This is a genomic window from Citrobacter sp. MGH103 (assembly GCF_001034475.2).
Classification (GTDB): Bacteria; Pseudomonadota; Gammaproteobacteria; order Enterobacterales; family Enterobacteriaceae; genus Citrobacter; species Citrobacter freundii.
Map to the genome: position 1 here is coordinate 1,339,560 of NZ_CP073043.1, position 21,836 is coordinate 1,361,395.

General features: G+C 54.1%; 23 protein-coding genes. 14 read left to right on the plus strand and 9 right to left on the minus strand.

Features of this window, described 5'->3' with window-relative positions:
* Positions 1-81: 81 nt before the first annotated feature.
* Entirely contained in the window at positions 82-1,230 is a 1,149-nt protein-coding gene (locus SK33_RS06365) for a 3-phenylpropionate MFS transporter (protein ID WP_003037650.1), read from the plus strand.
* Here the strand turns inward: SK33_RS06365 and csiE are convergent.
* The 7 genes from csiE to SK33_RS06400 form a co-directional block, all read right to left on the minus strand.
* Entirely contained in the window at positions 1,225-2,502 is a 1,278-nt protein-coding gene (gene csiE, locus SK33_RS06370) for a stationary phase inducible protein CsiE (protein ID WP_048218403.1), read from the minus strand. The two genes, SK33_RS06365 and csiE, sit on opposite strands and share 6 nt — an antisense overlap.
* A 323-nt stretch (positions 2,503-2,825) precedes the next feature.
* Entirely contained in the window at positions 2,826-3,425 is a 600-nt protein-coding gene (locus SK33_RS06375) for a KpsF/GutQ family sugar-phosphate isomerase (RefSeq protein WP_048218402.1), read from the minus strand.
* Positions 3,422-5,059, minus strand: coding sequence for an FGGY-family carbohydrate kinase (locus tag SK33_RS06380; protein ID WP_003037655.1), 1,638 nt, complete (start codon positions 5,057-5,059; stop codon positions 3,422-3,424). The genes SK33_RS06375 and SK33_RS06380 overlap by 4 nt, the downstream gene beginning before the upstream one ends.
* Positions 5,060-5,076: 17 nt before the next feature.
* On the minus strand, positions 5,077-6,030 hold the full coding sequence (locus tag SK33_RS06385) for an ABC transporter permease (RefSeq protein WP_003037658.1): 954 nt from the start codon (positions 6,028-6,030) through the stop codon (positions 5,077-5,079).
* 1 nt (position 6,031) lies between these two features.
* A complete protein-coding gene (locus SK33_RS06390) occupies positions 6,032-7,021 on the minus strand; it encodes an ABC transporter permease (protein ID WP_003037661.1) in 990 nt (329 codons plus the stop codon).
* Positions 7,014-8,522, minus strand: a complete 1,509-nt coding sequence (locus SK33_RS06395; protein ID WP_048218401.1) for a sugar ABC transporter ATP-binding protein — start codon at positions 8,520-8,522, stop codon at positions 7,014-7,016. Before SK33_RS06395 ends, SK33_RS06390 begins: the two co-directional genes overlap by 8 nt.
* Before the next feature lie 104 nt (positions 8,523-8,626).
* Entirely contained in the window at positions 8,627-9,610 is a 984-nt protein-coding gene (locus SK33_RS06400; protein WP_003037665.1) for an autoinducer 2 ABC transporter substrate-binding protein, read from the minus strand.
* A gap of 420 nt (positions 9,611-10,030) precedes the next feature.
* Between SK33_RS06400 and SK33_RS06405 the strand changes: the two genes are divergently transcribed.
* Positions 10,031-10,669, plus strand: a complete 639-nt coding sequence (locus tag SK33_RS06405; RefSeq protein WP_032949790.1) for a DUF1007 family protein — start codon at positions 10,031-10,033, stop codon at positions 10,667-10,669.
* Positions 10,660-11,640, plus strand: a complete 981-nt coding sequence (locus tag SK33_RS06410; RefSeq protein WP_048218400.1) for a nickel/cobalt transporter — start codon at positions 10,660-10,662, stop codon at positions 11,638-11,640. The genes SK33_RS06405 and SK33_RS06410 overlap by 10 nt, the downstream gene beginning before the upstream one ends.
* Positions 11,641-11,712: 72 nt before the next feature.
* Here SK33_RS06410 and suhB read toward each other — a convergent pair whose 3' ends face one another.
* A complete protein-coding gene (gene suhB / locus SK33_RS06415; protein WP_003037670.1) occupies positions 11,713-12,516 on the minus strand; it encodes an inositol-1-monophosphatase in 804 nt (267 codons plus the stop codon).
* Positions 12,517-12,634: 118 nt separating this feature from the next.
* Between suhB and trmJ the strand changes: the two genes are divergently transcribed.
* The 11 genes from trmJ (at position 12,635) to sseB (ending at position 21,384) form a co-directional block, all read left to right on the plus strand.
* Complete coding sequence (gene trmJ / locus SK33_RS06420; RefSeq protein ID WP_048218399.1) at positions 12,635-13,366, plus strand: tRNA (cytosine(32)/uridine(32)-2'-O)-methyltransferase TrmJ; 732 nt, start codon at positions 12,635-12,637, stop codon at positions 13,364-13,366.
* A 173-nt stretch (positions 13,367-13,539) separates the two neighbouring features.
* Entirely contained in the window at positions 13,540-14,031 is a 492-nt protein-coding gene (iscR, locus tag SK33_RS06425) for a Fe-S cluster assembly transcriptional regulator IscR (RefSeq protein ID WP_003037674.1), read from the plus strand.
* Positions 14,032-14,143: 112 nt separating this feature from the next.
* Complete coding sequence (gene iscS / locus SK33_RS06430; protein ID WP_003037677.1) at positions 14,144-15,358, plus strand: cysteine desulfurase; 1,215 nt, start codon at positions 14,144-14,146, stop codon at positions 15,356-15,358.
* 25 nt (positions 15,359-15,383) lie between these two features.
* The gene (gene iscU / locus SK33_RS06435; RefSeq protein WP_002913991.1) at positions 15,384-15,770 is read left to right on the plus strand and encodes a Fe-S cluster assembly scaffold IscU; all 387 of its coding nucleotides are present in this window, start codon (positions 15,384-15,386) and stop codon (positions 15,768-15,770) included.
* A 20-nt stretch (positions 15,771-15,790) separates the two neighbouring features.
* Complete coding sequence (gene iscA, locus SK33_RS06440; protein WP_003037681.1) at positions 15,791-16,114, plus strand: iron-sulfur cluster assembly protein IscA; 324 nt, start codon at positions 15,791-15,793, stop codon at positions 16,112-16,114.
* A 108-nt stretch (positions 16,115-16,222) separates the two neighbouring features.
* On the plus strand, positions 16,223-16,738 hold the full coding sequence (gene hscB / locus SK33_RS06445; protein WP_003037683.1) for a co-chaperone HscB: 516 nt from the start codon (positions 16,223-16,225) through the stop codon (positions 16,736-16,738).
* A gap of 15 nt (positions 16,739-16,753) precedes the next feature.
* On the plus strand, positions 16,754-18,604 hold the full coding sequence (gene hscA / locus SK33_RS06450; RefSeq protein ID WP_048218398.1) for a Fe-S protein assembly chaperone HscA: 1,851 nt from the start codon (positions 16,754-16,756) through the stop codon (positions 18,602-18,604).
* 1 nt (position 18,605) lies between these two features.
* On the plus strand, positions 18,606-18,941 hold the full coding sequence (gene fdx, locus SK33_RS06455; protein WP_003037690.1) for an ISC system 2Fe-2S type ferredoxin: 336 nt from the start codon (positions 18,606-18,608) through the stop codon (positions 18,939-18,941).
* A gap of 11 nt (positions 18,942-18,952) precedes the next feature.
* Positions 18,953-19,153: a Fe-S cluster assembly protein IscX gene (gene iscX, locus SK33_RS06460; protein WP_048218397.1), complete on the plus strand. Its 201-nt coding sequence runs from the start codon at positions 18,953-18,955 to the stop codon at positions 19,151-19,153.
* Positions 19,154-19,214: 61 nt separating this feature from the next.
* Positions 19,215-20,498, plus strand: coding sequence for an aminopeptidase PepB (pepB, locus tag SK33_RS06465; RefSeq protein WP_048218396.1), 1,284 nt, complete (start codon positions 19,215-19,217; stop codon positions 20,496-20,498).
* A gap of 109 nt (positions 20,499-20,607) precedes the next feature.
* Positions 20,608-21,384 (plus strand): enhanced serine sensitivity protein SseB, encoded by a 777-nt coding sequence (gene sseB, locus SK33_RS06470; protein WP_003037698.1) that lies wholly within the window; start codon positions 20,608-20,610, stop codon positions 21,382-21,384.
* A 36-nt stretch (positions 21,385-21,420) separates the two neighbouring features.
* Here sseB and timP read toward each other — a convergent pair whose 3' ends face one another.
* The gene (timP, locus tag SK33_RS26380) at positions 21,421-21,549 is read right to left on the minus strand and encodes a small toxic inner membrane protein TimP (protein WP_306419305.1); all 129 of its coding nucleotides are present in this window, start codon (positions 21,547-21,549) and stop codon (positions 21,421-21,423) included.
* Between the last annotated feature and the right edge of the window lie 287 nt (positions 21,550-21,836).

Consider the following 21,836-nt stretch of genomic DNA (forward strand, 5'->3'; position numbering starts at 1 on the left):
ATCATGTTATCTGCCTGTTAATGCTCTCTTGCGCCAGCCTGCGTTTGTCGCCAGACTATCGCCTCCAAACGGGAGGGATTCATGGCTTTGCATTCCACGCGCTGGCTGGCGCTCGGTTATTTCACCTACTTTTTTAGCTACGGTATCTTTCTGCCTTTCTGGAGCGTCTGGCTCGAAGGGTTAGGGCTGACGCCGGAAACCATCGGTTTACTGCTGGGTGCGGGGCTGATTGCCCGTTTTCTCGGTAGCTTGCTGATTGCGCCGCGTGTGAGCGATCCCTCTCGGCTGATCTCAGCGTTACGTATTCTGGCCTTATTGACGTTGGTGTTTGCGCTGGCCTTCTGGGCGGGGACTAACGTGGCGTGGCTGATGGTGGTGATGGTCGGCTTTAACCTGTTTTTCTCACCGCTGGTACCGCTGACGGATGCGCTGGCCAACACCTGGCAAAAACAGATAACCATGGATTACGGTCGGGTGCGACTGTGGGGATCCGTGGCCTTTGTGATCGGCTCTGCGTTGACCGGCAAACTGGTGAGCCTGTTCGACTATCGGGTGATCCTGGTCCTGTTATCGCTTGGCGCCGCCTCAATGCTGCTGGGCATGATGATTCGCCCGAGCGTGCAACCAGCGGGTGAAAACCGTCAGCAGGAGAGCGCAGGATGGCCCGCCTGGCGCGCGCTAATAACCCAAAGCTGGCGCTTTCTGGCCTGCGTGAGTCTGCTGCAGGGCGCGCATGCAGCTTATTACGGTTTCAGCGCCATTTACTGGCAGTCTGCCGGGTATTCCGCTTCGGCGGTGGGCTATTTATGGTCATTAGGCGTGGTGGCGGAAGTGATTATTTTTGCGCTCAGCCACAAGCTGTTCCGCCGCTTTAGCGCTCGCGATCTTCTGCTGCTTTCCGCCGTTTGCGGCGTGGCGCGTTGGGGTCTGATGGGCTGGAGCACAGAGCTGCCATGGCTGATTGTGGTGCAAATCCTGCATTGCGGAACGTTTACCGTCTGCCACCTGGCGGCGATGCGTTACATTGCTGCGCGACAGGGCAGTGAAGTGATTCGTCTGCAGGCGGTATATTCTGCGGTGGCGATGGGCGGCAGTATCGCCATCATGACCGTTTTCGCCGGCTATCTGTACCAGAACCTGGGCAGCGGCGTATTCTGGGTGATGGCGCTGGTGGCGCTACCAGCTATCGTTCTGCGCCCGAAAGTGGTGGCGCAGCCTGCGACGTTATGATTCAAGGATTTTGCGGATTTGCTGCTGCTGGTGAGACGTAAGCGCCAGATCCGCATGAATCAGCGGGGGAGAAAACAGCGGTAGCGGCGTGGTGTACGGTGTAATAATCAGCGTTACGCCACGCGGCGCTCCCTCTTTTTGAAAATCCTGCATCGGCATATGCTTTACGTTGAGCGGCAGCAGCGTCAGTTCGCGCAGCTGTTGCTCTATATGCGCTTCAAGTTGTTCGTTACTACCGGTCAGCAGGATAATCTGCTTTTCGTGCAAATCCTTCTCCTGCATCAGCCAGGCGCCGAAAATAACGGCGACCAGGCCGATCTCTTCTTCTGAAAACTGGACATCGTATTCCGCTTCAAAGCCGTGAATCGCCTCGCGGGTAGTTCGAACCAGCCGGGGATAAAGTCGGCTGAACTCCTCCGGTAGCGTGTTATCAATGCCGATGGCAAACACGCTGCGGTTCAGTGCCTGGGCCAGGTGGATATACAACTGGTCATTCAGCCCTTGCTCGTCGCTGAAGCGCACGTTGCCATACTCGCGAAAACGCAACACCAGCTGCGCAATAGCAAGGCGCAGGCGGCGATCCTGCTGGTGATTATCGCGGATCGGGTCGGGGATGCGGATCATTGAGAATAACAACGCCATAAACAGCGATTCGCCCAGCGGCGCACTTTGCATGACGTGGCGCTGCCAGTGGCGGCCAATTTCCTCGGCGAGCGGATACTCCGCGCAGGATTGCGCCCACCGTTGCTGGAGTGGATTAAACTCCGGGGTGATCCCCGCGTGGTGCTGTAGCAGACAATATTGTAAATACAAGCGCAGGAACTGGATGTCACGACACTCAAACGGCTTCTGTAAGCGCCGGGAGCACAGATTGATGAGCGCATGCAGATTGGTGTCGTCATACAGAGTACGTGCGATACCTTGTTGTTTAAGAGCAATTTTTAAAGTGGGCGTGAAATGCTGAGCGATAAAAGTAGGGCAAATCCGCAGGCCACGGCGCAGCCACTGCAACAGACACAGACGCTGATTTAGCGGGGTTCCTTCGATCGCATAGCCACCATTCTGCGCGGTGGCTATCGTGAGCCGGTGATAGCGCTGGATTTCGAGCCCTGCGCCAATAATATCTTCCTGAACCGTGGCATCATCGACACCGTTGAGGCTGCTGAAGGTTTGTGTAGTCGCGATTTGCCCCGGCAGGAAAAGCGTCAGCAGAACCTGGCAACGGCGCTGGGGAGCGGAAAGTACAGATGGCGGAGCAAGCGTTGACATCATCTGTAGGGTCTCCCGTAAGTATGTTTGATAAGAATAGCTAAAGTTTGCTCATAGATTTGAGGAATGGAATGCTTTCCACCAGGAATGCTGGAGAGCGTCACAGAATTTTTAACGTGCGGAACAGATAGCGGTAGTGGAACGCAGCGCGTTAATCCGCTTTTTCACTGTTTTATCTTTTTGTTGAGATATAAAAAATGCCAGAAGGGGGAATACTGGCGGAGGGAGGTATGAAAATGCTATCTCAGAGAAGTGAAAAACCTAAAGTGAACGTAGCAATACGACGGAGGCAACAGATTCATTACCTCCGTAACAGCTGTCTGGCGTTACTTCTCACGACTCAGCGTTAATCCCACATCGCCGCCCGGATGTACCGCCAGCAGCGTTTCCTTTGAGTATCCGCTCTCGCTCATCAGACAGGCACAGGCGGCGTCAAAGATAGCCAGCACCAGTAAAATAGAGGTGGTAGCCAACATGTTCAGCGGATCGGCCTCGCGCTGTACACCGGTGGAAATCACTAGCCTCGAGGCTTTAGCAATGGCCGAATCGGCGTTTTCAGTCACGCTCAGGATGGGCACATTCCTCGCAGCCAACCCGGGCAGCAGCCGGGTGAGCTCGTCCGAATTCCCCCCGCGTGACAGCATAATCACCAGGTCGTCGGCGCGTAAAAAACCGAGATCGCCATGTGCTGCGTCCGTCGCGTTGAGGTAAATCGCCGGACGTTCCACGCAGGCAAGCATATGTGCGACTTTACGCGCTGCAATGCCAGAGGTACCGACGCCGGTGACGACGATTTTGCCCTGACAACCGCGCAGCTCCGCCATCAGCGACAGCCAGAGCGGTTCAGTCAGGTGCTGCCCCAACCCCGCCAGGGCATCGCTATAGAGCTGGAATACGCCGCTGGCCTGAGACCAGGAGTTACTCATGCGTCCTCCTGCATCAACTGGCGGTATTTCATATGATCCTGATACATCTCGTGGAATACCCGATATTTGCGATCGTAGTACTGCTTAATGCGATTAGTCTGCGGGGTAACCGTTTTACCAATCCGGCTCATCGCTGACATTGCTTCCGGGAAGGTATCGAACACGCCCGCGGCGATAGTTCCCATCATGGCGCCACCCAGCAGCATGGCTTCGCTCTCTTCAGGCAGCAGCATCGCACAGCCGGTGGCGTTGGCATGCTCCTGAACGAAGATCGGGTTTTTCGTCCCGCCGCCGCTGGCCATAATGGTATCGATCGTGTAGCCGCTTTGATTCATCGTTTCAATGATATGACGGGTTCCCAGCGCAATGGCCTGAATGGTCGCGAGGTACTGTAACGCCATATCTTCCGGCGTGCGCGACAGCTTCAGTCCAGTGATAGCGCCTGTGAGCGTTGGGTTGGCGCGCGGTGAACGGTTGCCGTGGAAATAGGGCAGGATGTGCATATCGCGGGTTAAAAATGCGATATCTTCCGGCTCACCGGCCATTTTACGCAGCAGCGTATTCAACACTTCATAAATGGTCTGCCCTTGAGATTTAGCCTGGGTCAACAAGGTTTCGTAACAAGGATGCGACTGAATAACGTGGTCGATTAACGCCCCGGTTGCCGACTGTCCACCTTCGTTAAGCCAGTATTCTGGCAGCACTGCTGAGTAGTAAGGCCCCCAAACACCGCCGATAAAACGCGGCTCTTTGGAAATCGCCATGTGTCCGGTAGAGGTGCCGCCAATCAGCGCGACGCGGCGATCGAAATCCGCTACCTCGCCGGAAACACCGCTCGCGCCGAGCGTGCCGAGCGTACCGGCGTGGGCATCGATGATCGAGACGCTGACAGCGGTCCCCGGAATCAGCCCCATTTCGCTGGCGGCGCGCGCAGAAAGACCATGACCGAGCGGTTCGCCCATGGTTTTCACGTAGCGACCAATTTTGGCGGCATCATGTTCCAGCAAGTCTTCCAGCCCAATCTGGCGGAAATAGCTGGCATCCCATTTGTCTTCATGGCCCATATAGGTCCATTTACACACCGTCGAGCACAGTGAGCGCGTGTCATCGCCCGTTGCGCGCCAGGTCAGGAAATCGGGCAGGTCAAAGTAGTATCCCGCATTGGCCCAGGTGTTGGGCATATGTTGCTTCAACCACAGCAGTTTGGGCGTTTGCATTTCCGGGGAGATAATACCGCCAACGTAGTCCAGCACCCGATGATGCAGGGCGTTAATGCGCTCAGCCTGAGTAATGGCGCGGTGATCCATCCACACAATGATATTCTGTTCGCTGCGCCCGGACGGACTAATGGTCAGTGGTTTACCTTCTTTGTCCAACACCACCAGTGAACAGGTCGCGTCAAAGCCCAGACCTTTCACCTGGATAGGGTTGATATCCGACTGGTTAATCGCATCGCGAACCGCGTTACACACCGCCTGCCAGATGTTATCGGAAGACTGCTCAACAAAATCGGCCTGCGGACGGTAAATCTCGATGGCCCGACTGGCCTGGCCGACCATTCTGCCGTTGAGATCAAACACGCCAGCACGGGCGCTTCCGGTTCCGACATCCACACCAATAAAGTAACTTGCCATAATTTTTTCTCCTGAAATCAGGCTTTACGATTCTGTAATGCGATAAAGAGGATCAGCACCGCGCCCCACAGCGCCATCGTCAGATAGCTGCTGACCCCCAGCAAGTTAAGACCGCTTTCCAGCATTTGCAGCACAATCAGCGCCAGTACCAGGCCGATAATGCGTCCGAAGCCGCCATCCGGATTGATGCCACCGAGTACGGAGGCAAGGATGGTGACCAGCAGGTAGGACTCACCGTATCCGGCTTTTGCCGAGTTGAATTTCGCCATCATCAGAATGGCGGCGACCCAGCCGAGCAGGGCTGAAATCACGTACACGGAAATTTGTACCCGTACGGTATTCACACCACTGTAGCGGGTAGCCTGTTCATTGGAGCCGACGAGATAAAGACTGCGCCCCAGCGTGGTGTGCTCCAGCAGTACCCATAGCAGGATTGCCACCAGGAAAAAGAGCAACAGTGCCACCGGAATACCCGCAATCGTGGCGTTGCCAAGGTACTGAATGGCGGTCGGGAAACCCGAAATCACCGTCCCGTTGGAGAGCAGAATATTCAGCCCGGAGATAAGTGTCATCGTGCCGAGGGTGGCGAGAATCGGTGAGACGCCGACCCAGGCAATCAGCGCGCCGTTGAGCGTACCGATAGCCACCGCCACGGCTGCGCCTGCCAGCAGCGCCAGCACCAGAAACAGCGGGTTATCCGGATGGGTAACGATAATCGCTGCCATTACCAGCGAGCAGGCGTTCGCCCCGGCAATAATTGACAGGTTAATGCCGCCGGTCAGCATGGTCATACCCATCCCGAGGGCCAGCATGCCGAGGATCGGTAACTGTGAGCCTATCGACTGGAAGTTAGCGACGCTAAAAAAACGGCTGCCGAGCAGGGCTGAGAAAACCAGGGCGACGACCACAATAATGACGCATTGCAGACGAATGATGGCATCACCGGGTAAAAATCTGGCGATTGTTTTCATCTCAAAGCTCCCTTGCCAGTTTGCGTTTTTCGTTCCAGGCCGTGGCACTGATGCTGACCAGGATAATGGCGCCGCTGAATACGGTGTGCCAGTAAGAGGAGACGCTGAGTAGCGTCAGACCATTTTGTAAGAAGGCGAGCAAGACAACGCCGAGCAGGGTTCCGGTCAACGTACCGCGCCCGCCGCTCATGCTGGTTCCGCCGAGCACGACCGCCGCCAGCACCGTCAGCTCAAAGCCGAGCAGCGAATTGGGTGCAACTGACTGGGTGATTTGCGCCTGAACCACGGCGGCAACACCTGCCAGAATGCCCATATAGCCATAGACGTAGAAATGCAGTTTCAGCAGATTCAGCCCCAGGCGTGAGGCCGCGTCGCGGTTGCCGCCCATGGCGTAAACCTGACGGCCAAGACGGGTATAGTTCATCAGCACTGCGGTAAAGACGATCACCGCCGCCAGGCACAGCAGGGGCAGGGTCAGGCCGTAGTCGTAGCCATCTGCCGCGGTGAAGGAGAACCAGTTAATGCCGTTCATAAACCAGTCAGGGAAACCGTACAGCCAGGTGCCTTTGGTGGCGTAAACCAGAAGGCCGTAGTAGACGTTCAGCGTGGCGATGGTAATGATGATTGCCGGAACGCGCAGCCAGTAGACCAGGAAGCCATTAATCAGTCCAAGCAGCAGACCCACCGCAATCGCAATGGTTAACGCCAGTGCGAAGTTGCCGCCGTGGCCGATCACCCAACTGGCCATCGCATACTGGGCAATCGCGGTCATCGCCGGAAAGGAGATATCGATCCCACCGGAAATCAGCACCACAAACAACCCGCAGGCAAGAATGCCGAGAATCGCGTAGCTGGTGGCCACATCTGTCAGATTGCCGAGCGAGAGGAACTCATCGGTGCTGACACTTAGCCCAACCGCGAGCGCTACGACCAGCAGGCCCAGCCAGAATTCATGTTGTCCGATTAAACGGGACAGATGCATCTTATTCATTGATTACCTCGACCACTTCAGCAATCTCCTCTTCACGGCAGTGATGAGGATTAAATTCCGCCACCAGTCTGCCGCGACGCATCACCAGCACGCGGTGGCTGTTGTAATATGCTTCCGGAATTTCATCGCAAATCATCAGCACCGCCATACCTTGTTCCGCCAAATCGCGGGCTATCTGGTAAATGCCCTCTTTGTTGGCGATATCCACGCCGACGGTAGGCGAGTCGAGGATCAGGATGCGGGGATTGGTCGCCACCCATTTGGCAATGGCGATACGCTGGGCATTGCCGCCGGAAAGGGTTTTGACCGGCAGGTGCGGATCGGACACTTTGATATTCAGTTCGCGGATTAAATCGGCGACCAGCTTTTGCGCTTTACGATGATCGAGCAAGCCGCTACCGGTGTGCAGTTGATCAAACACCGTGACGATGGTGTTGTCGTAAATCGACTGCTCCATGATCAGCCCCTGCGTCAGGCGATCTTCTGAGACGTAGCCGATCCCGTGCTTAATGGCGTCGTGGTTATTATGAAGCGTGACCGGCTGACCGTTAATACGCATCTCGCCGCTTTCCGGGTGCGTCATGCCAAACAGGCTCAAACAAAGCTCGGTACGCCCGGCGCCCAACAGGCCGACAATCGAGACAATCTCGCCGCCATGCAGCGACAGATTAATGTTCTGGTATTTGCCTCTGCGGCTGAGGTTGCGCAGCTCCAGCAGGGGTTCTCGATCGTCGAATGATTTCTCCGGCAGCGGGCTGTAGTGGAAGCGTTGTCCGGTCATCAGGAAAGCCAGCTCGTGGCTGTCGAGTTCGCTGGCAGGATATGTGCCCACCAGTTTGCCGTCGCGCATGACGCTGATACGGTCTGCCACTTCCATTACTTCATCCAGACGATGGCTGACAAACACCACGCAAATGCCGGCCGCTTTAAGTTCGTTAACCACCTTCAGCAGTCCATTGACCTCCTGGCGGGTTAGCGAGGCGGTGGGCTCGTCCATAATAACCAGACGCGCATCTGCGGCAATTGCCCGGCAAATAGCGACCAGTTGTCGGTCGGCAATCGAGAGTTTTTCTACTTTTTTATCGGGATCGATATTCACTCCGATACGTTTCATGGCTGCCAGCGCCTGCTGTTTCATAGCACCACGACGCACCCAGATATCACCGCCCGGCAGATAGCGGTTGACCGCGATATTTTCTGCGACGCTAAAGTTGGGGAACAACGACAGGTCCTGGTAGATAACCTGAATGCCGTAGTGGGACGAAAGCTGCGGCGTCAGGTGATGGAACAGTTTGCCATCGAGTAAAATCTGCGCGCCTTTTTCCGGGTGATAAACCCCGGAGATCACTTTAATAATGGTACTTTTACCACAGCCGTTTTGACCCGCCAGACAGTGAACTTCGCCTTTTCTCAGCGTCAGATTCACGTTATCCAGCGCCAGCACGCCCGGGAATTGTTTGCTGATATTCTCAAGAGTGATAAATGCGGTGGTGTCTGTCATGGACAATACCCCTGCGAGCGCCCTGATGGACGCTGAGTGTTAGTTTGGTAGATAGCGCCGACCAGACGGTCGGCGTTATGGTTTCCCTGGTGTTGGCAAAAGCCTTAGAAACCGAGTGACTGTGCGTTGTCTTTGGTGACTTCGAGGATCTTGTTAAAGCGGATCACTTTCTTCTCCGTGTCGATATCGGCTTTCCCTAAACCGTCGATACTCAGATCTGCATTGACTTCTTTGCCCTGCAACAGCTGATCGGCAACCGTTACCAGTGCATAGCCCGCGTCTTTTGGATCCCACAGCAGCGCTTTTTTGATATCACCGCGCATCAGGTAAGGCGCAGCCTGTGCTGGCATGGCGATCCCGACGACGGCAATTTTATCTTTGGCGCGTTTTTTCTGCACAGCCTGACCCGCACCAATTGGACCCAGTGAGCCGAAGCCGATAATGCCCTTCATCTGCGGATAGGTTTTCATCAGATCCAGCGTGGTGGCGTAAGATTTATCAATGCTTTCCGCGACCGGCAGGCGTGAAGTGACCTCGAACATTTCCGGATATTTTTCTTTCTGGTACTTAATTGCATAATCCGCCCACGCGTTATGCAGTGGGACCGTCAGCGAACCAACATAGATTGCATACCCGCCTTTGCCGCCCATATTTTTCGCTAACTCATCGACGTTGGCTTGTGCGTATTTTTCACTATCGATGGTTTCGATATCCCACTGACCGATTTGCTCGTCCGGGGATTCGTGCGTCAGGACCACAATGCCTTTATCGCGCGCTTTTTTCAGTACTGGCTCAAGAACCTTGGCATCGTTTGGTACCACGATGATCGCGTTGACGTTTTTGGCGATCAGATCCTCAATCACTTTGACCTGCTGTGCCGGGTCCGGCGTAGACGGACCGGTCTGGTAAGCGTTCACATCCAGTTTTTTTGCTGCTTCGTTAACACCGGTTTCCATGCGGTTAAACCAGGGAATACCAGTGACTTTGGCAACCACAGCAATTTCATATTTTTCCGCCGCAAAGGACGTGCCGGACAACATGCATGCAGAAACCAGGGTTGCACTGAGTAATGCGAGTTTGAATTTCATAGTTGTACCTTTCGTAGGGGGCAGGACATGTCACGGCGTGAAGTTAACAACGAATGGAAGAGGGAATGAATCATAAGTTTGGAGAATGTGATATACGCCCACCATTGTGAATTTATAGAAATAAAATGGTTAACAATTAGTTAAATTTGAATGATTTTGCATTCAAGTGTTCAAACTAAGTGTTAAATAAACATTAAAATGAAACTTTTAATTAACATTTTATTATCATTTGACTTAGGCTTTGACGCCGAAAAGGTGTTTGGGTGGAATTTTCCGAAGAAGAAATTATCGAAACTGAGAACTGAATCGATACCGGAAAAGGGGGCTCAACATTTTTTCGTTCAATGGTATCCTCGGCACACTTGCGCCAAATACGGCATCATTATTTGTGGCGGTGTTGATTTTTATCGTGGAGAACTCATGCAAGGCGTTAAACGTATCTTTATGACGTTGTTTCTCGCTGTCCTGTCTTTTGGCGCAGGTGCGCATCCCCACAGCTTTATTCATCTGAAAACCGAAGTTGTGAGCGAAAATGATCGGTTCGTCGCGCTAAAAATGCGCTGGACGATGGATGAAATCACGTCGGCGGATCTGCTTTACGACGCGGGGAATGCTAAACCTGGTGATGAAATTTGGAAAAAACTGGCGGCGGAAGTGATGGCCAACGTTCTCGGGCAGCACTATTTCACCGAAGTGTGGCACGATGGGAAAAAGGTAAAGTTTAAAAACAGACCGACGGAATATGGCATGGAGCGTGAAGAACACCAGGCGGTGCTGACGTTCGTTCTGCCGCTGGCCGAAGCTCAACCACTGAGCGGTCAAAAATATACTATTTCAACCTTCGATCCGACCTACTACGTCGATATGAGCTATGACAAAGACAGCGACGCCCGGCTTTCGCAGACCATAAGCCAGCAATGCCATATTTCAATGCATACGCCGACGCCGAATGAAAACATGTTGAGTTTTGCGCAGTCGCTGGATAAAGAAGACGCACCGCCGGAGGATATGGAGTTGGGTAAACAGTTTGCACAGACGGTGACGCTGCAATGTCAGTAGTTTATCAACAACGCGCAGCCAGACGCCGTTGGCTCACGCTATGGCCACTGGCGGTCTTTTTGTTGCTGGCGACAGGCGGGGGGCTGTGGTTGTGGCAGGCCTGGCCTCAGGTAATGATGCAAAGTGTCGTCTGGCAGCGCGACGTTAACCAGCAGATGAGCGGGTTGCTGAAAGCGGTTGCCGCGAACCCCACACGTGCGGGCGGATCTCTGCTGTTGTTTAGCTTTATATATGGGGTATTGCACGCATTGGGGCCGGGGCACGGCAAAATCGTCATCACGACCTGGCTTGCGACGCATCCGTCGAAGCTCAAGTCGAGCATTGGGCTGACGCTGGCGTCTTCCCTATTGCAGGGGCTGGTGGCAATAGGACTGGTGGTTGTAGTGCTCACGGTGCTGCAACTGCCTGCCCGACAGCTGCATATGAGCAGTTTCTGGCTGGAGAAAGGAAGTTATGCGCTGGTTGGCGTGTTGGGCGTTTTATTGTGTGTCCGTGCACTAAAGAAATTGCGCCAGCTGCTGATGCGCCCGAAATTCACCGCCTTTACGCCGCACCATGTGCATCACGAGGGCTGCGGCTGCGGGCATCAGCATTTGCCCAACCCGGAACAACTGCAAAGCGGCGATGACTGGCGCGCCCGGTTGATGATTATTCTCTCTATGGGCATGCGTCCCTGCTCTGGCGCAATTATGGTGCTGCTGTTCAGTAAAGTGGTTGGCGTCTTTAGCTGGGGTATGGCGTCGGCGTTGGCGATGGCGGCAGGAACCTCTTTGACGATTACGTCACTGGCTTTGCTGGTACATAGCTTTCGCTCATTGGCGGTGAAAATTAGCGGGCATAAAGCGCCGGTGCTGTGGCGACAGATTGGCTGGACGACGCTGGCGTTAGCCGGTGGTGCGGTGCTTATTGTTGCTGCGGTAGTGATGTGGATGAGTGCGGTGCCGGTGGGGCGAGGGATAAGACCGTTTTAGGTTAGTGAGCGAAATGGTATGACTTGTAGGCCGGATAAGACGCGAAAACGTCGCATCCGGCACCACAGCAGATTAACGCTTCAGCGCATCGCTCAGCTCGTCACGCATGTTAGCCAACATGGCTTTAACAACGCGCGGGTTACCTGCAACGATGTTGCCGGTTGCCAGGTAGTTATGACCACCGGTGAAGTCGCAAACCAGTGCGCCAGCTTCACGCGCAATCAGCTCACCTGCTGCGAAATCCCATGGTTTCAGACCGATTTCGAAGTAACCGTCAACGCGCGCAGCGGCAACGTAAGCCAGATCCAGCGCAGCAGAACCTGTGCGGCGGAAGTCAGCGCACTCGGTAAACATTTTGCCAAGAATTTTCATGTAAGAAGCGGCGTGCTGCTTCGCTTTGAACGGGAAACCGGTGGCGATGATGGTGCCGTCCAGATCGCGGGCGGTGCTGCCACGCAGACGATAGCCGTTCAGCTGTGCGCCCTGGCCGCGAGTGGCGGTGAACAGTTCGTTACGCATTGGATCGTAAACAACGGCGACTTCAGTACGGCCTTTAATGCGTACTGCGATAGATACCGCGAAGTGCGGCAGACGTTTTACGAAGTTGGTAGTACCATCCAGTGGATCGATAACCCATTGAACATCCTGATCTTCACCTGCGTGCTCACCGCTTTCTTCGGTGATGATGGTGTGCTGTGGGTAAGATTTGCGAATAGTTTCGATAATAATCGCTTCGGCGGCTTTATCGACGTTAGTCACGAAATCATTGCTGCCTTTCTGGCTGGTTTCTACAGAGTCTGGGGTTTCGTAGTGTTTGGCAATTACATTACCCGCCTTGCGCGCTGCGCGCACGGCGATGGTCAGCATCGGATGCATCGGTCTCTCTCACTGGATGTTAAAGAACGGGAAAACGGCGCAGAGTATAGCAGCGAGTTCGGAATATGTCTTCGTTTTATGATAATATGCCCGAATAATCTTTAGCCGAAGAAATACAATGCTGCAAAATATTCGAATCGTGCTGGTGGAAACCTCTCACACTGGCAACATGGGCTCTGTAGCCCGCGCAATGAAAACCATGGGTTTAACCAATCTGTGGCTGGTAAATCCACTGGTTAAACCGGACTCTCAGGCCATCGCTCTGGCGGCAGGTGCCAGTGATGTAATCGGCAGCGCGCAGATCGTCGATACTCTTGATGAAGCGCTGGCAGGTTGCAGCCTGGTAGTAGGCACCAGTGCGCGCTCCCGTACACTACCGTGGCCGATGCTGGATCCGCGTGAATGCGGTTTAAAAAGCGTCTCTGAAGCGACGAATTCGCCCGTAGCGCTGGTGTTTGGCCGTGAACGTGTTGGCCTGACGAATGAAGAACTGCAGAAGTGCCATTACCACGTCGCTATTGCCGCGAACCCGGAATACAGTTCGCTGAACCTGGCGATGGCGGTGCAGGTCATCTCTTATGAAGTGCGCATGGCCTGGCTGGCAACGCAGGAAAGCGAGAAGACCACAGAATACGAAGAAGCTGAGTATCCGCTGGTCGATGATTTAGAGCGTTTTTACGGTCATCTGGAACAAACGCTGCTGTCGACCGGGTTTATCCGTGAAGGGCATCCGGGACAGGTGATGAACAAGCTGCGCCGTCTGTTTACGCGTGCGCGTCCTGAGAGCCAGGAGCTGAACATTTTGCGCGGAATTTTAGCTTCAATTGAGCAACAGAATAAAGGCAAGTAAACGTAACGCCTCCGGCAAGTAAAAATGGCACTGAAGGTTAAATACCTGACTAAATTAGTCAAGTAAATAGTTGACTGATTTAGTCGGGAATGTCAGACTTGCCCCTGCTATGCAATACCCCCATTTTACAATAAAAAACCCCGGGCAGGGGCGAGTTTGAGGCTAAGTAAGACATGAGACTGACATCAAAAGGGCGTTATGCCGTGACCGCAATGTTGGACGTTGCGCTCAACTCCGAAACGGGCCCGGTACCGTTGGCTGATATTTCTGAACGTCAGGGAATTTCCCTGTCATATCTGGAGCAGCTGTTTTCCCGTTTGCGTAAAAACGGTCTGGTTTCCAGCGTACGTGGACCAGGCGGCGGGTATCTGCTGGGTAAAGATGCCGGCAGCATCGCAGTAGGTGAAGTAATCAGCGCTGTGGACGAGTCTGTAGATGCGACCCGTTGCCAGGGCAAAGGCGGTTGTCAGGGCGGCGATAAATGCCTGACCCACGCGCTGTGGCGCGATCTGAGCGATCGTCTGACCGGTTTCCTCAACAACATTACGTTGGGCGAACTGGTGAATAATCAGGAAGTCCTGGATGTGTCTGGTCGCCAGCACACCCATGACGCTCCACGCACTAATCGTGCACAAGACGCGATCGACGTTAAGTTACGCGCATAATAAAAGTATTTTAGAATCAGGCCGGGGTGCTACACACCCCGTTAACTCGGTCGTACATCCAGCCGGTTGCCTGATTCCTTGCATTGAAGCGATGTACGGAGTTTATAGAGCAATGAAATTACCGATCTATCTCGACTACTCCGCAACCACGCCGGTGGACCCGCGTGTTGCCGAGAAAATGATGCAGTGTCTGACCCTGGACGGAAACTTTGGTAACCCAGCGTCTCGTTCACACCGTTTCGGCTGGCAGGCTGAAGAGGCGGTAGATATCGCCCGTAACCAGATTGCTGACCTCGTGGGCGCTGACCCGCGTGAAATCGTCTTTACTTCCGGTGCGACTGAATCCGATAACCTGGCGATTAAAGGTGCAGCCAACTTTTATCAGAAAAAAGGCAAGCACATCATCACCAGCAAAACCGAACACAAAGCCGTGCTGGACACCTGTCGTCAGCTGGAGCGCGAAGGGTTTGAAGTCACCTACCTCGCCCCGCAGCGTAACGGCATTATCGACCTGAAAGAACTTGAAGCGGCAATGCGTGACGACACTATCCTCGTGTCCATCATGCACGTGAATAACGAAATCGGCGTGGTGCAGGATATCGCGACTATCGGCGAAATGTGCCGTGCGCGCGGCATCATCTATCACGTTGATGCGACCCAGAGCGTGGGCAAACTGCCTATCGATCTGAGCCAACTGAAAGTTGATCTGATGTCCTTCTCCGGCCACAAAATCTATGGTCCGAAAGGTATCGGTGCGCTGTACGTGCGTCGTAAACCGCGTATTCGTATTGAAGCGCAGATGCATGGCGGCGGTCACGAGCGCGGTATGCGTTCCGGTACGCTGCCTGTGCACCAGATCGTCGGCATGGGTGAAGCCTACCGCATTGCCAAAGAAGAGATGGAAACCGAGATGGCGCGCCTGCGCAGTCTGCGTAACCGTCTGTGGGACGGCGTGAAAGATATGGAAGAAGTGTATCTTAACGGCGATCTCGAGCAGGGCGCACCGAACATTCTCAACGTTAGCTTCAACTATGTTGAAGGCGAATCGCTGATTATGGCGCTGAAAGATCTGGCTGTATCCTCCGGTTCTGCATGTACTTCTGCAAGCCTGGAGCCATCCTACGTGCTGCGCGCGCTGGGGATGACCGACGAGCTGGCACATAGCTCAATTCGTTTCTCTTTAGGTCGTTTCACTACCGAAGAAGAGATTGACTACGCCATTAATCTGGTTCGCAACTCCATCGGCCGCCTGCGTGACCTTTCTCCGCTGTGGGAAATGTTCAAACAGGGCGTGGATCTGAACAGCATTGAATGGTCACATCACTAATCGGTACCGATAAGGAGAATTCAGCATGGCTTACAGCGAAAAAGTAATCGATCATTACGAGAATCCACGTAACGTGGGTTCTTTTGACAACAGCGACGAGAACGTGGGCAGCGGCATGGTGGGTGCACCGGCCTGTGGCGACGTGATGAAGTTGCAGATCAAAGTCAACAATGAGGGTATCATTGAAGACGCGCGTTTCAAGACTTACGGCTGCGGTTCCGCTATTGCTTCCAGCTCTCTGGTTACCGAATGGGTAAAAGGGAAATCTCTGGACGAAGCACAGGCGATTAAAAACACCGATATCGCCGACGAGCTTGAACTGCCACCGGTGAAAATTCACTGCTCTATTCTGGCTGAAGACGCGATTAAAGCCGCGATTGCGGATTACAAAAGCAAACGTGAAGCAAAATAATTAAGAGTTGAGGTTTTATTATGTCGATTACCTTAAGCGACAGTGCAGCAGCGCGTGTAAATACCTTCCTGGCAAACCGCGGTAAAGGGTTTGGTCTGCGTCTGGGCGTGAGAACCTCCGGCTGCTCAGGTATGGCCTATGTACTGGAATTTGTTGACGAGCCGGCGGCTGAAGATACCGTGTTTGAAGACAAAGGCGTTAAAGTTGTGGTCGACGGTAAGAGCCTGCAATTCCTCGACGGTACGCAGTTAGACTTCGTCAAAGAAGGTCTGAACGAAGGGTTTAAGTTTACTAACCCGAACGTGAAAGACGAATGTGGATGCGGCGAAAGCTTCCACGTGTAACGCGCTTACCGATAACCCCACCGTGGTCGCCTGCGCGTGGGGTTTGTTTTACCTGACTCTCTGGTTTTGCTCCCGTGAACAACAGAGAATCGATGCCCTGAGAATGTTATGGACTACTTCACCCTCTTTGGCTTACCGGCCCGTTATCAGCTCGATACTCAGGCGCTGAGCCTACGTTTTCAGGATCTACAACGTCAGTATCATCCTGATAAATTTGCCAGCAGTTCCCAGGCGGAACAACTTGCTGCGGTTTCGCAGTCCGCCACTATCAACCAGGCCTGGCAAACGCTGCGTCATCCTTTGATGCGCGCCGAATACTTATTGTCTTTACACGGCTTTGACATCCGTAGCGAGCAGCACACGGTGCGCGATACCGCGTTTCTGATGGAACAACTGGAGCTGCGGGAAGAGCTGGACGAAATTGAACAGGCAAAAGACAGTCAACGTTTAGATGCGTTTATGCAACGCGTCAGCGAAATGTATAACGTTCGTCATCAACTGATGGTGGAACAGCTGGATAGCGAGACGTGGGACGCAGCGGCAGATACCGTGCGTAAGCTGCGTTTTCTCGATAAACTGCGAAGCAGTGCAGAACAACTCGAAGAAAAACTGCTCGATTTTTAATTTCCGGAAGCGAAAATGGCCTTATTACAAATTAGTGAGCCTGGTCTGAGCGCCGCGCCGCACCAGCGTCGTCTGGCGGTAGGTATTGATTTAGGCACCACCAATTCCCTGGTTGCGACCGTACGCAGCGGCCAGGCCGAAACGTTGGCAGACCATGAAGGTCGCCACCTGTTGCCGTCAGTGGTTCACTATCAGCAGCAGGGTTATTCTGTCGGTTACGATGCCCGCGCCAATGCTGCGCTGGATACGGCAAACACCGTCAGTTCGGTAAAACGCATGATGGGCCGCTCTCTGGCGGATATCCAGGCGCGTTACCCGCATCTGCCATATACGTTCCAGGCAAGCGAAAACGGCTTGCCGATGATTGAAACCGCTGCCGGATTGCTTAATCCGGTGCGTGTCTCCGCGGATATTCTGAAAGCGCTGGCCGCGCGGGCAACCGAATCACTGTCCGACGAACTGGACGGCGTGGTAATCACCGTTCCGGCTTACTTTGACGATGCACAGCGTCAGGGGACCAAAGACGCCGCGCGTCTGGCGGGCCTGCACGTATTGCGTCTGTTGAACGAACCGACCGCAGCTGCGATTGCCTATGGTCTGGACTCCGGTCAGGAAGGCGTGATTGCGGTCTACGATCTTGGCGGCGGTACTTTTGATATTTCTATTCTGCGCCTGAGCCGCGGCGTGTTTGAAGTGCTGGCGACCGGCGGTGATTCCGCGCTCGGCGGCGACGATTTTGACCATCTGCTGGCCGATTATATTCGTGAGCAGGCTGGCGTGGCCGATCGTAGCGATAACCGCGTACAGCGTGAACTGCTGGATGCCGCGATTGCCGCGAAAATCGCGCTTAGCGACGCTGATTCTGTAACGGTTAACGTGGCGGGATGGCAGGGTGAAATCACCCGTGAAACCTTTAATGAACTCATTTCCGCACTGGTCAAGCGTACGCTGCTGGCCTGCCGTCGCGCGCTGAAAGATGCGGGCGTGGAGCCGCAGGATGTGCTGGAAGTGGTGATGGTCGGTGGTTCAACTCGCGTGCCATTGGTGCGTGAACGCGTCGGTGAATTTTTTGGCCGTACGCCGCTGACTTCTATTGACCCGGACAAAGTGGTCGCTATTGGTGCGGCAATCCAGGCAGATATTCTGGTCGGAAATAAACCAGACAGCGAAATGCTGCTGCTGGACGTTATCCCGCTGTCCCTGGGACTGGAAACCATGGGCGGTCTGGTGGAGAAAGTGATCCCACGTAACACCACGATTCCGGTGGCGCGCGCGCAGGACTTTACCACCTTTAAAGATGGCCAAACCGCGATGTCCATTCACGTAATGCAAGGCGAGCGTGAGCTGGTGCAGGACTGCCGTTCACTGGCGCGTTTTGCGCTGCGCGGCATCCCGGCATTGCCAGCTGGCGGCGCACACATCCGCGTGACCTTCCAGGTGGACGCCGATGGCCTGCTGAGCGTCACCGCCATGGAAAAATCCACCGGCGTTGAGTCCTCAATTCAGGTTAAACCGTCCTACGGTCTGACCGACAGTGAAATCGCCTCCATGATTCAGGATTCGATGAGTTTTGCCGAGCAGGACGTTAAAGCCCGTATGCTGGCAGAACAGAAAGTCGAAGCGGCACGCGTACTGGAAAGTTTATCCGGTGCGTTGAACGCTGATGCCGCGCTGTTAAGCGCCGCAGAACGTCAGGCTATCGACACCGCCGCCGCGCATTTGAGCGAGGTTGCACTGGGTGACGATGTTGACGCGATAGAACAAGCCATTAAAAACGTAGACAAACAAACCCAGGAATTCGCCGCTCGCCGCATGGACAAATCCGTCCGTAGCGCGCTGAAAGGCCATTCCGTGGACGAGGTTTAATATGCCAAAGATTGTTATTTTGCCTCATCAGGATCTCTGTCCCGATGGCGCAGTTCTGGAAGCTGAGACCGGCGAAACCATTCTTGACGTTGCCCTGCGTAACGGTATCGAGATTGAACACGCCTGTGAAAAATCCTGTGCCTGCACAACCTGCCACTGCATCGTACGTGAAGGTTTTGATTCTTTGCCGGAAAGCACAGAAGAAGAAGACGACATGCTGGATAAAGCCTGGGGACTGGAGCCGGAGAGCCGTTTAAGCTGTCAGGCACGTGTCACCGAGGACGATTTAGTGGTCGAAATCCCACGTTACACAATCAATCATGCACGTGAGCATTAACAGAGGGTAGTATGGGACTGAAGTGGACCGATAGCCGTGAAATCGGCGAGGCGCTGTACGACGCGTTCCCCGATCTCGACCCCAAGACCGTTCGTTTCATCGATCTGCACCAGTGGATCTGTGACCTGGAAGAGTTCGATGATGATCCACAGGCATCGAACGAAAAAATCCTTGAGGCCATTTTGCTGGTCTGGCTGGACGAAGCCGAATAAGTCAACGGGCTGCCCACGGGTGGCCCGTTTTCCTGTATGCGCGAAAATAAGGATAAATAAAATGACAGAAGCCATGAAAATTACGCTTTCCACGCAACCCGCTGATGCCCGCTGGGGTGAAAAGGCGACATACAGCATTAATAATGATGGCATTACCCTGCACCTGAACGGAAAAGATGACCTCGGCCTTATCCAGCGCGCCGCCCGTAAAATTGACGGCCTGGGTATTAAACATGTCCAACTGGATGGTGAAGGCTGGGATACTGAACGTAGCTGGGCGTTCTGGCAGGGCTACAAAGGACCAAAAGGCACCCGCAAAGTTGAGTGGGCCGCTCTGGATGAGGCGCAGCGCAAAGAGCTGGATAACCGCCTGAAAATTATTGACTGGGTGCGCGATACCATTAACGCCCCGGCAGAAGAACTGGGCCCGGAACAGCTGGCGCAACGCGCAGTAGACCTGCTGTGCTCTGTTGCCTGCGATAACGTCTCTTACCGCATCACTAAAGGCGAAGATCTGCGCGAGCAGAACTACATGGGATTGCATACCGTAGGTCGTGGCTCCGAACGTCCTCCGGTACTGCTGGCGCTGGATTACAATCCAACTGGCGATAAAGAAGCCCCGGTTTATGCCTGCCTGGTGGGTAAGGGAATTACTTTTGACTCCGGCGGTTACAGCATCAAGCAAAGCGCATTTATGGACTCGATGAAGTCTGATATGGGCGGCGCGGCAACGGTGACCGGCGCGCTGGCGTTCGCCATCACCCGTGGTCTGAACAAGCGCGTGAAGCTGTATCTGTGCTGCGCGGATAACCTGATTAGCGGCAACGCCTTTAAACTCGGCGATATTATTCACTATCGCAACGGTAAAAAAGTTGAAGTGATGAATACCGATGCCGAAGGGCGTCTGGTACTGGCCGATGGACTGATCGACGCCAGCGCGCAAAAACCAGAATTGATCATTGATGCCGCCACGCTGACCGGCGCGGCGAAAACTGCGCTGGGCAACGATTACCATGCGCTGTTCAGCTTTGACGATCAACTGGCTACCCGTCTGCTGGCAAGTGCGGCGCAAGAAAACGAGCCGTTCTGGCGTCTGCCGTTGGCAGAGTTCCACCGTAGCCAACTGCCGTCTAACTTTGCCGAGCTGAATAATACCGGCAGTGCGGCCTATCCGGCTGGCGCAAGCACCGCGGCGGGCTTCCTGTCCCATTTTGTGGAAAACTATCAGCAAGGCTGGCTGCATATCGACTGCTCTGCAACCTATCGCAAAGCGCCAGTTGAGCAGTGGTCTGCGGGCGCAACTGGTCTGGGTGTGCGCACGATTGCAAATCTGCTGATTGCCTGAACGGTGTTTTTGTAGGCCGGGTAAGCGAAGTGCCACCCGGCATTTTGCCTGATGGCGACGCCGTGCGTCTTATCAGGCCTACAACCCATATACATAATTTGTGATCTCTATGTCCGAAACGAAAAACGAATTAGAAACCCTGCTGGAGCAAGCGGCGACAGAGCCTGCGCATCGTCCGGCATTTTTCCGTACTTTACTGGAGTCTACCGTCTGGGTGCCGGGTACAGCCGCAGAAGGCGAGGCGGTGGTTGAAGACAGCGCCCTCGACCTTCAGCACTGGGAAAAAGAAGACGGCACAACCGTGATCCCGTTCTTCACCTCCCTGGAAGCTCTGCAGCAGGCGGTTGAAGATGAGCAGGCATTTGTCGTCATGCCGGTGCGTACATTGTTTGAAATGACGCTCGGCGAAACGCTGTTTCTCAACGCGAAATTGCCGACCGGCAAAGAATTTATGCCGCGTGAAATCAGCCTGCTGATGGGGGAAGAGGGGAATCCGCTCAGCACCCAGGAAGTACTGGAAGGCGGTGAATCGCTGATCCTCTCTGAAGTCGCTGAACCTCCGGCGCAGATGATTGACTCGCTGACTACGCTGTTTAAAACCATTAAGCCGGTAAAACGCGCGTTTCTCTGCTCAATCAAAGAAAGCGCGGAAGCCCAGCCGAATCTGCTGATTGGTATTGAAGCGGAAGGGGATATTGAAGAGATCATCCACGCTGCGGGCAGCGTCGCGACCGATACACTGCCGGGTGATGAACCCATTGACATCTGCCAGGTGAGGAAAGGTGAGAAGGGCGTGAGCCACTTTATCACTGAGCACATCGCACCGTTCTATGAACGTCGCTGGGGCGGTTTCCTGCGCGACTTTAAACAGAATCGGATTATCTGAGTGAAGGAAAGCCGCCCCGAAAGGCGGCTACCTGGCTTACTTGCTCTGGGCGCTGAACATCACGCGTGCAGAATTACCTGAGTAACTCCGATCACCGTGAAGACACAATGCACCAGATACAACAAGCACGATACAGAAGTATCGTATCTTCATTGCGCGGTCCATGCGAAGACCGCATCACGACAGCACCACTGGCGATAATGCCGTGATAGCAAGCACTGATGTACGCTTGCATATACGGCCATGGGACATCCTTTCCTGAAACCAGTGCCCGCTTGCGAGGCGGCGAAAAGGGCCGGAAAAGATAATACCTCAAATAGTGAATAGTTTCGCAGCTAATTAACTTGACATTCACTCCCTTAAAAGGGACTATTTGCCCACTGATGTACGCTTGCATTGCTATGGTGACATAGCCTGCTGGAAAGGCCGCGAACCGGACCAGCACAAAAAAA

Bases quoted from the DNA above. Each gene is read 5' to 3' on its own strand.
- SK33_RS06410 (WP_048218400.1), top strand. From the start codon at position 10,660: ATGTCAGTAGTTTATCAACAACGCGCAGCCAGACGCCGTTGGCTCACG.
- sseB (WP_003037698.1), top strand. From the start codon at position 20,608: ATGTCCGAAACGAAAAACGAATTAGAAACCCTGCTGGAGCAAGCGGCG.
- SK33_RS06390 (WP_003037661.1), bottom strand. From the start codon at position 7,021: ATGAATAAGATGCATCTGTCCCGTTTAATCGGACAACATGAATTCTGG.
- fdx (WP_003037690.1), top strand. From the start codon at position 18,606: ATGCCAAAGATTGTTATTTTGCCTCATCAGGATCTCTGTCCCGATGGC.
- csiE (WP_048218403.1), bottom strand. From the start codon at position 2,502: ATGATGTCAACGCTTGCTCCGCCATCTGTACTTTCCGCTCCCCAGCGC.
- SK33_RS06385 (WP_003037658.1), bottom strand. From the start codon at position 6,030: ATGAAAACAATCGCCAGATTTTTACCCGGTGATGCCATCATTCGTCTG.
- SK33_RS06380 (WP_003037655.1), bottom strand. From the start codon at position 5,059: ATGGCAAGTTACTTTATTGGTGTGGATGTCGGAACCGGAAGCGCCCGT.
- timP (WP_306419305.1), bottom strand. From the start codon at position 21,549: ATGGACCGCGCAATGAAGATACGATACTTCTGTATCGTGCTTGTTGTA.
- hscA (WP_048218398.1), top strand. From the start codon at position 16,754: ATGGCCTTATTACAAATTAGTGAGCCTGGTCTGAGCGCCGCGCCGCAC.
- iscR (WP_003037674.1), top strand. From the start codon at position 13,540: ATGAGACTGACATCAAAAGGGCGTTATGCCGTGACCGCAATGTTGGAC.
- hscB (WP_003037683.1), top strand. From the start codon at position 16,223: ATGGACTACTTCACCCTCTTTGGCTTACCGGCCCGTTATCAGCTCGAT.
- SK33_RS06375 (WP_048218402.1), bottom strand. From the start codon at position 3,425: ATGAGTAACTCCTGGTCTCAGGCCAGCGGCGTATTCCAGCTCTATAGC.
- iscX (WP_048218397.1), top strand. From the start codon at position 18,953: ATGGGACTGAAGTGGACCGATAGCCGTGAAATCGGCGAGGCGCTGTAC.
- SK33_RS06405 (WP_032949790.1), top strand. From the start codon at position 10,031: ATGCAAGGCGTTAAACGTATCTTTATGACGTTGTTTCTCGCTGTCCTG.
- pepB (WP_048218396.1), top strand. From the start codon at position 19,215: ATGACAGAAGCCATGAAAATTACGCTTTCCACGCAACCCGCTGATGCC.
- SK33_RS06365 (WP_003037650.1), top strand. From the start codon at position 82: ATGGCTTTGCATTCCACGCGCTGGCTGGCGCTCGGTTATTTCACCTAC.
- iscS (WP_003037677.1), top strand. From the start codon at position 14,144: ATGAAATTACCGATCTATCTCGACTACTCCGCAACCACGCCGGTGGAC.
- trmJ (WP_048218399.1), top strand. From the start codon at position 12,635: ATGCTGCAAAATATTCGAATCGTGCTGGTGGAAACCTCTCACACTGGC.
- SK33_RS06400 (WP_003037665.1), bottom strand. From the start codon at position 9,610: ATGAAATTCAAACTCGCATTACTCAGTGCAACCCTGGTTTCTGCATGC.
- suhB (WP_003037670.1), bottom strand. From the start codon at position 12,516: ATGCATCCGATGCTGACCATCGCCGTGCGCGCAGCGCGCAAGGCGGGT.
- iscA (WP_003037681.1), top strand. From the start codon at position 15,791: ATGTCGATTACCTTAAGCGACAGTGCAGCAGCGCGTGTAAATACCTTC.
- iscU (WP_002913991.1), top strand. From the start codon at position 15,384: ATGGCTTACAGCGAAAAAGTAATCGATCATTACGAGAATCCACGTAAC.
- SK33_RS06395 (WP_048218401.1), bottom strand. From the start codon at position 8,522: ATGACAGACACCACCGCATTTATCACTCTTGAGAATATCAGCAAACAA.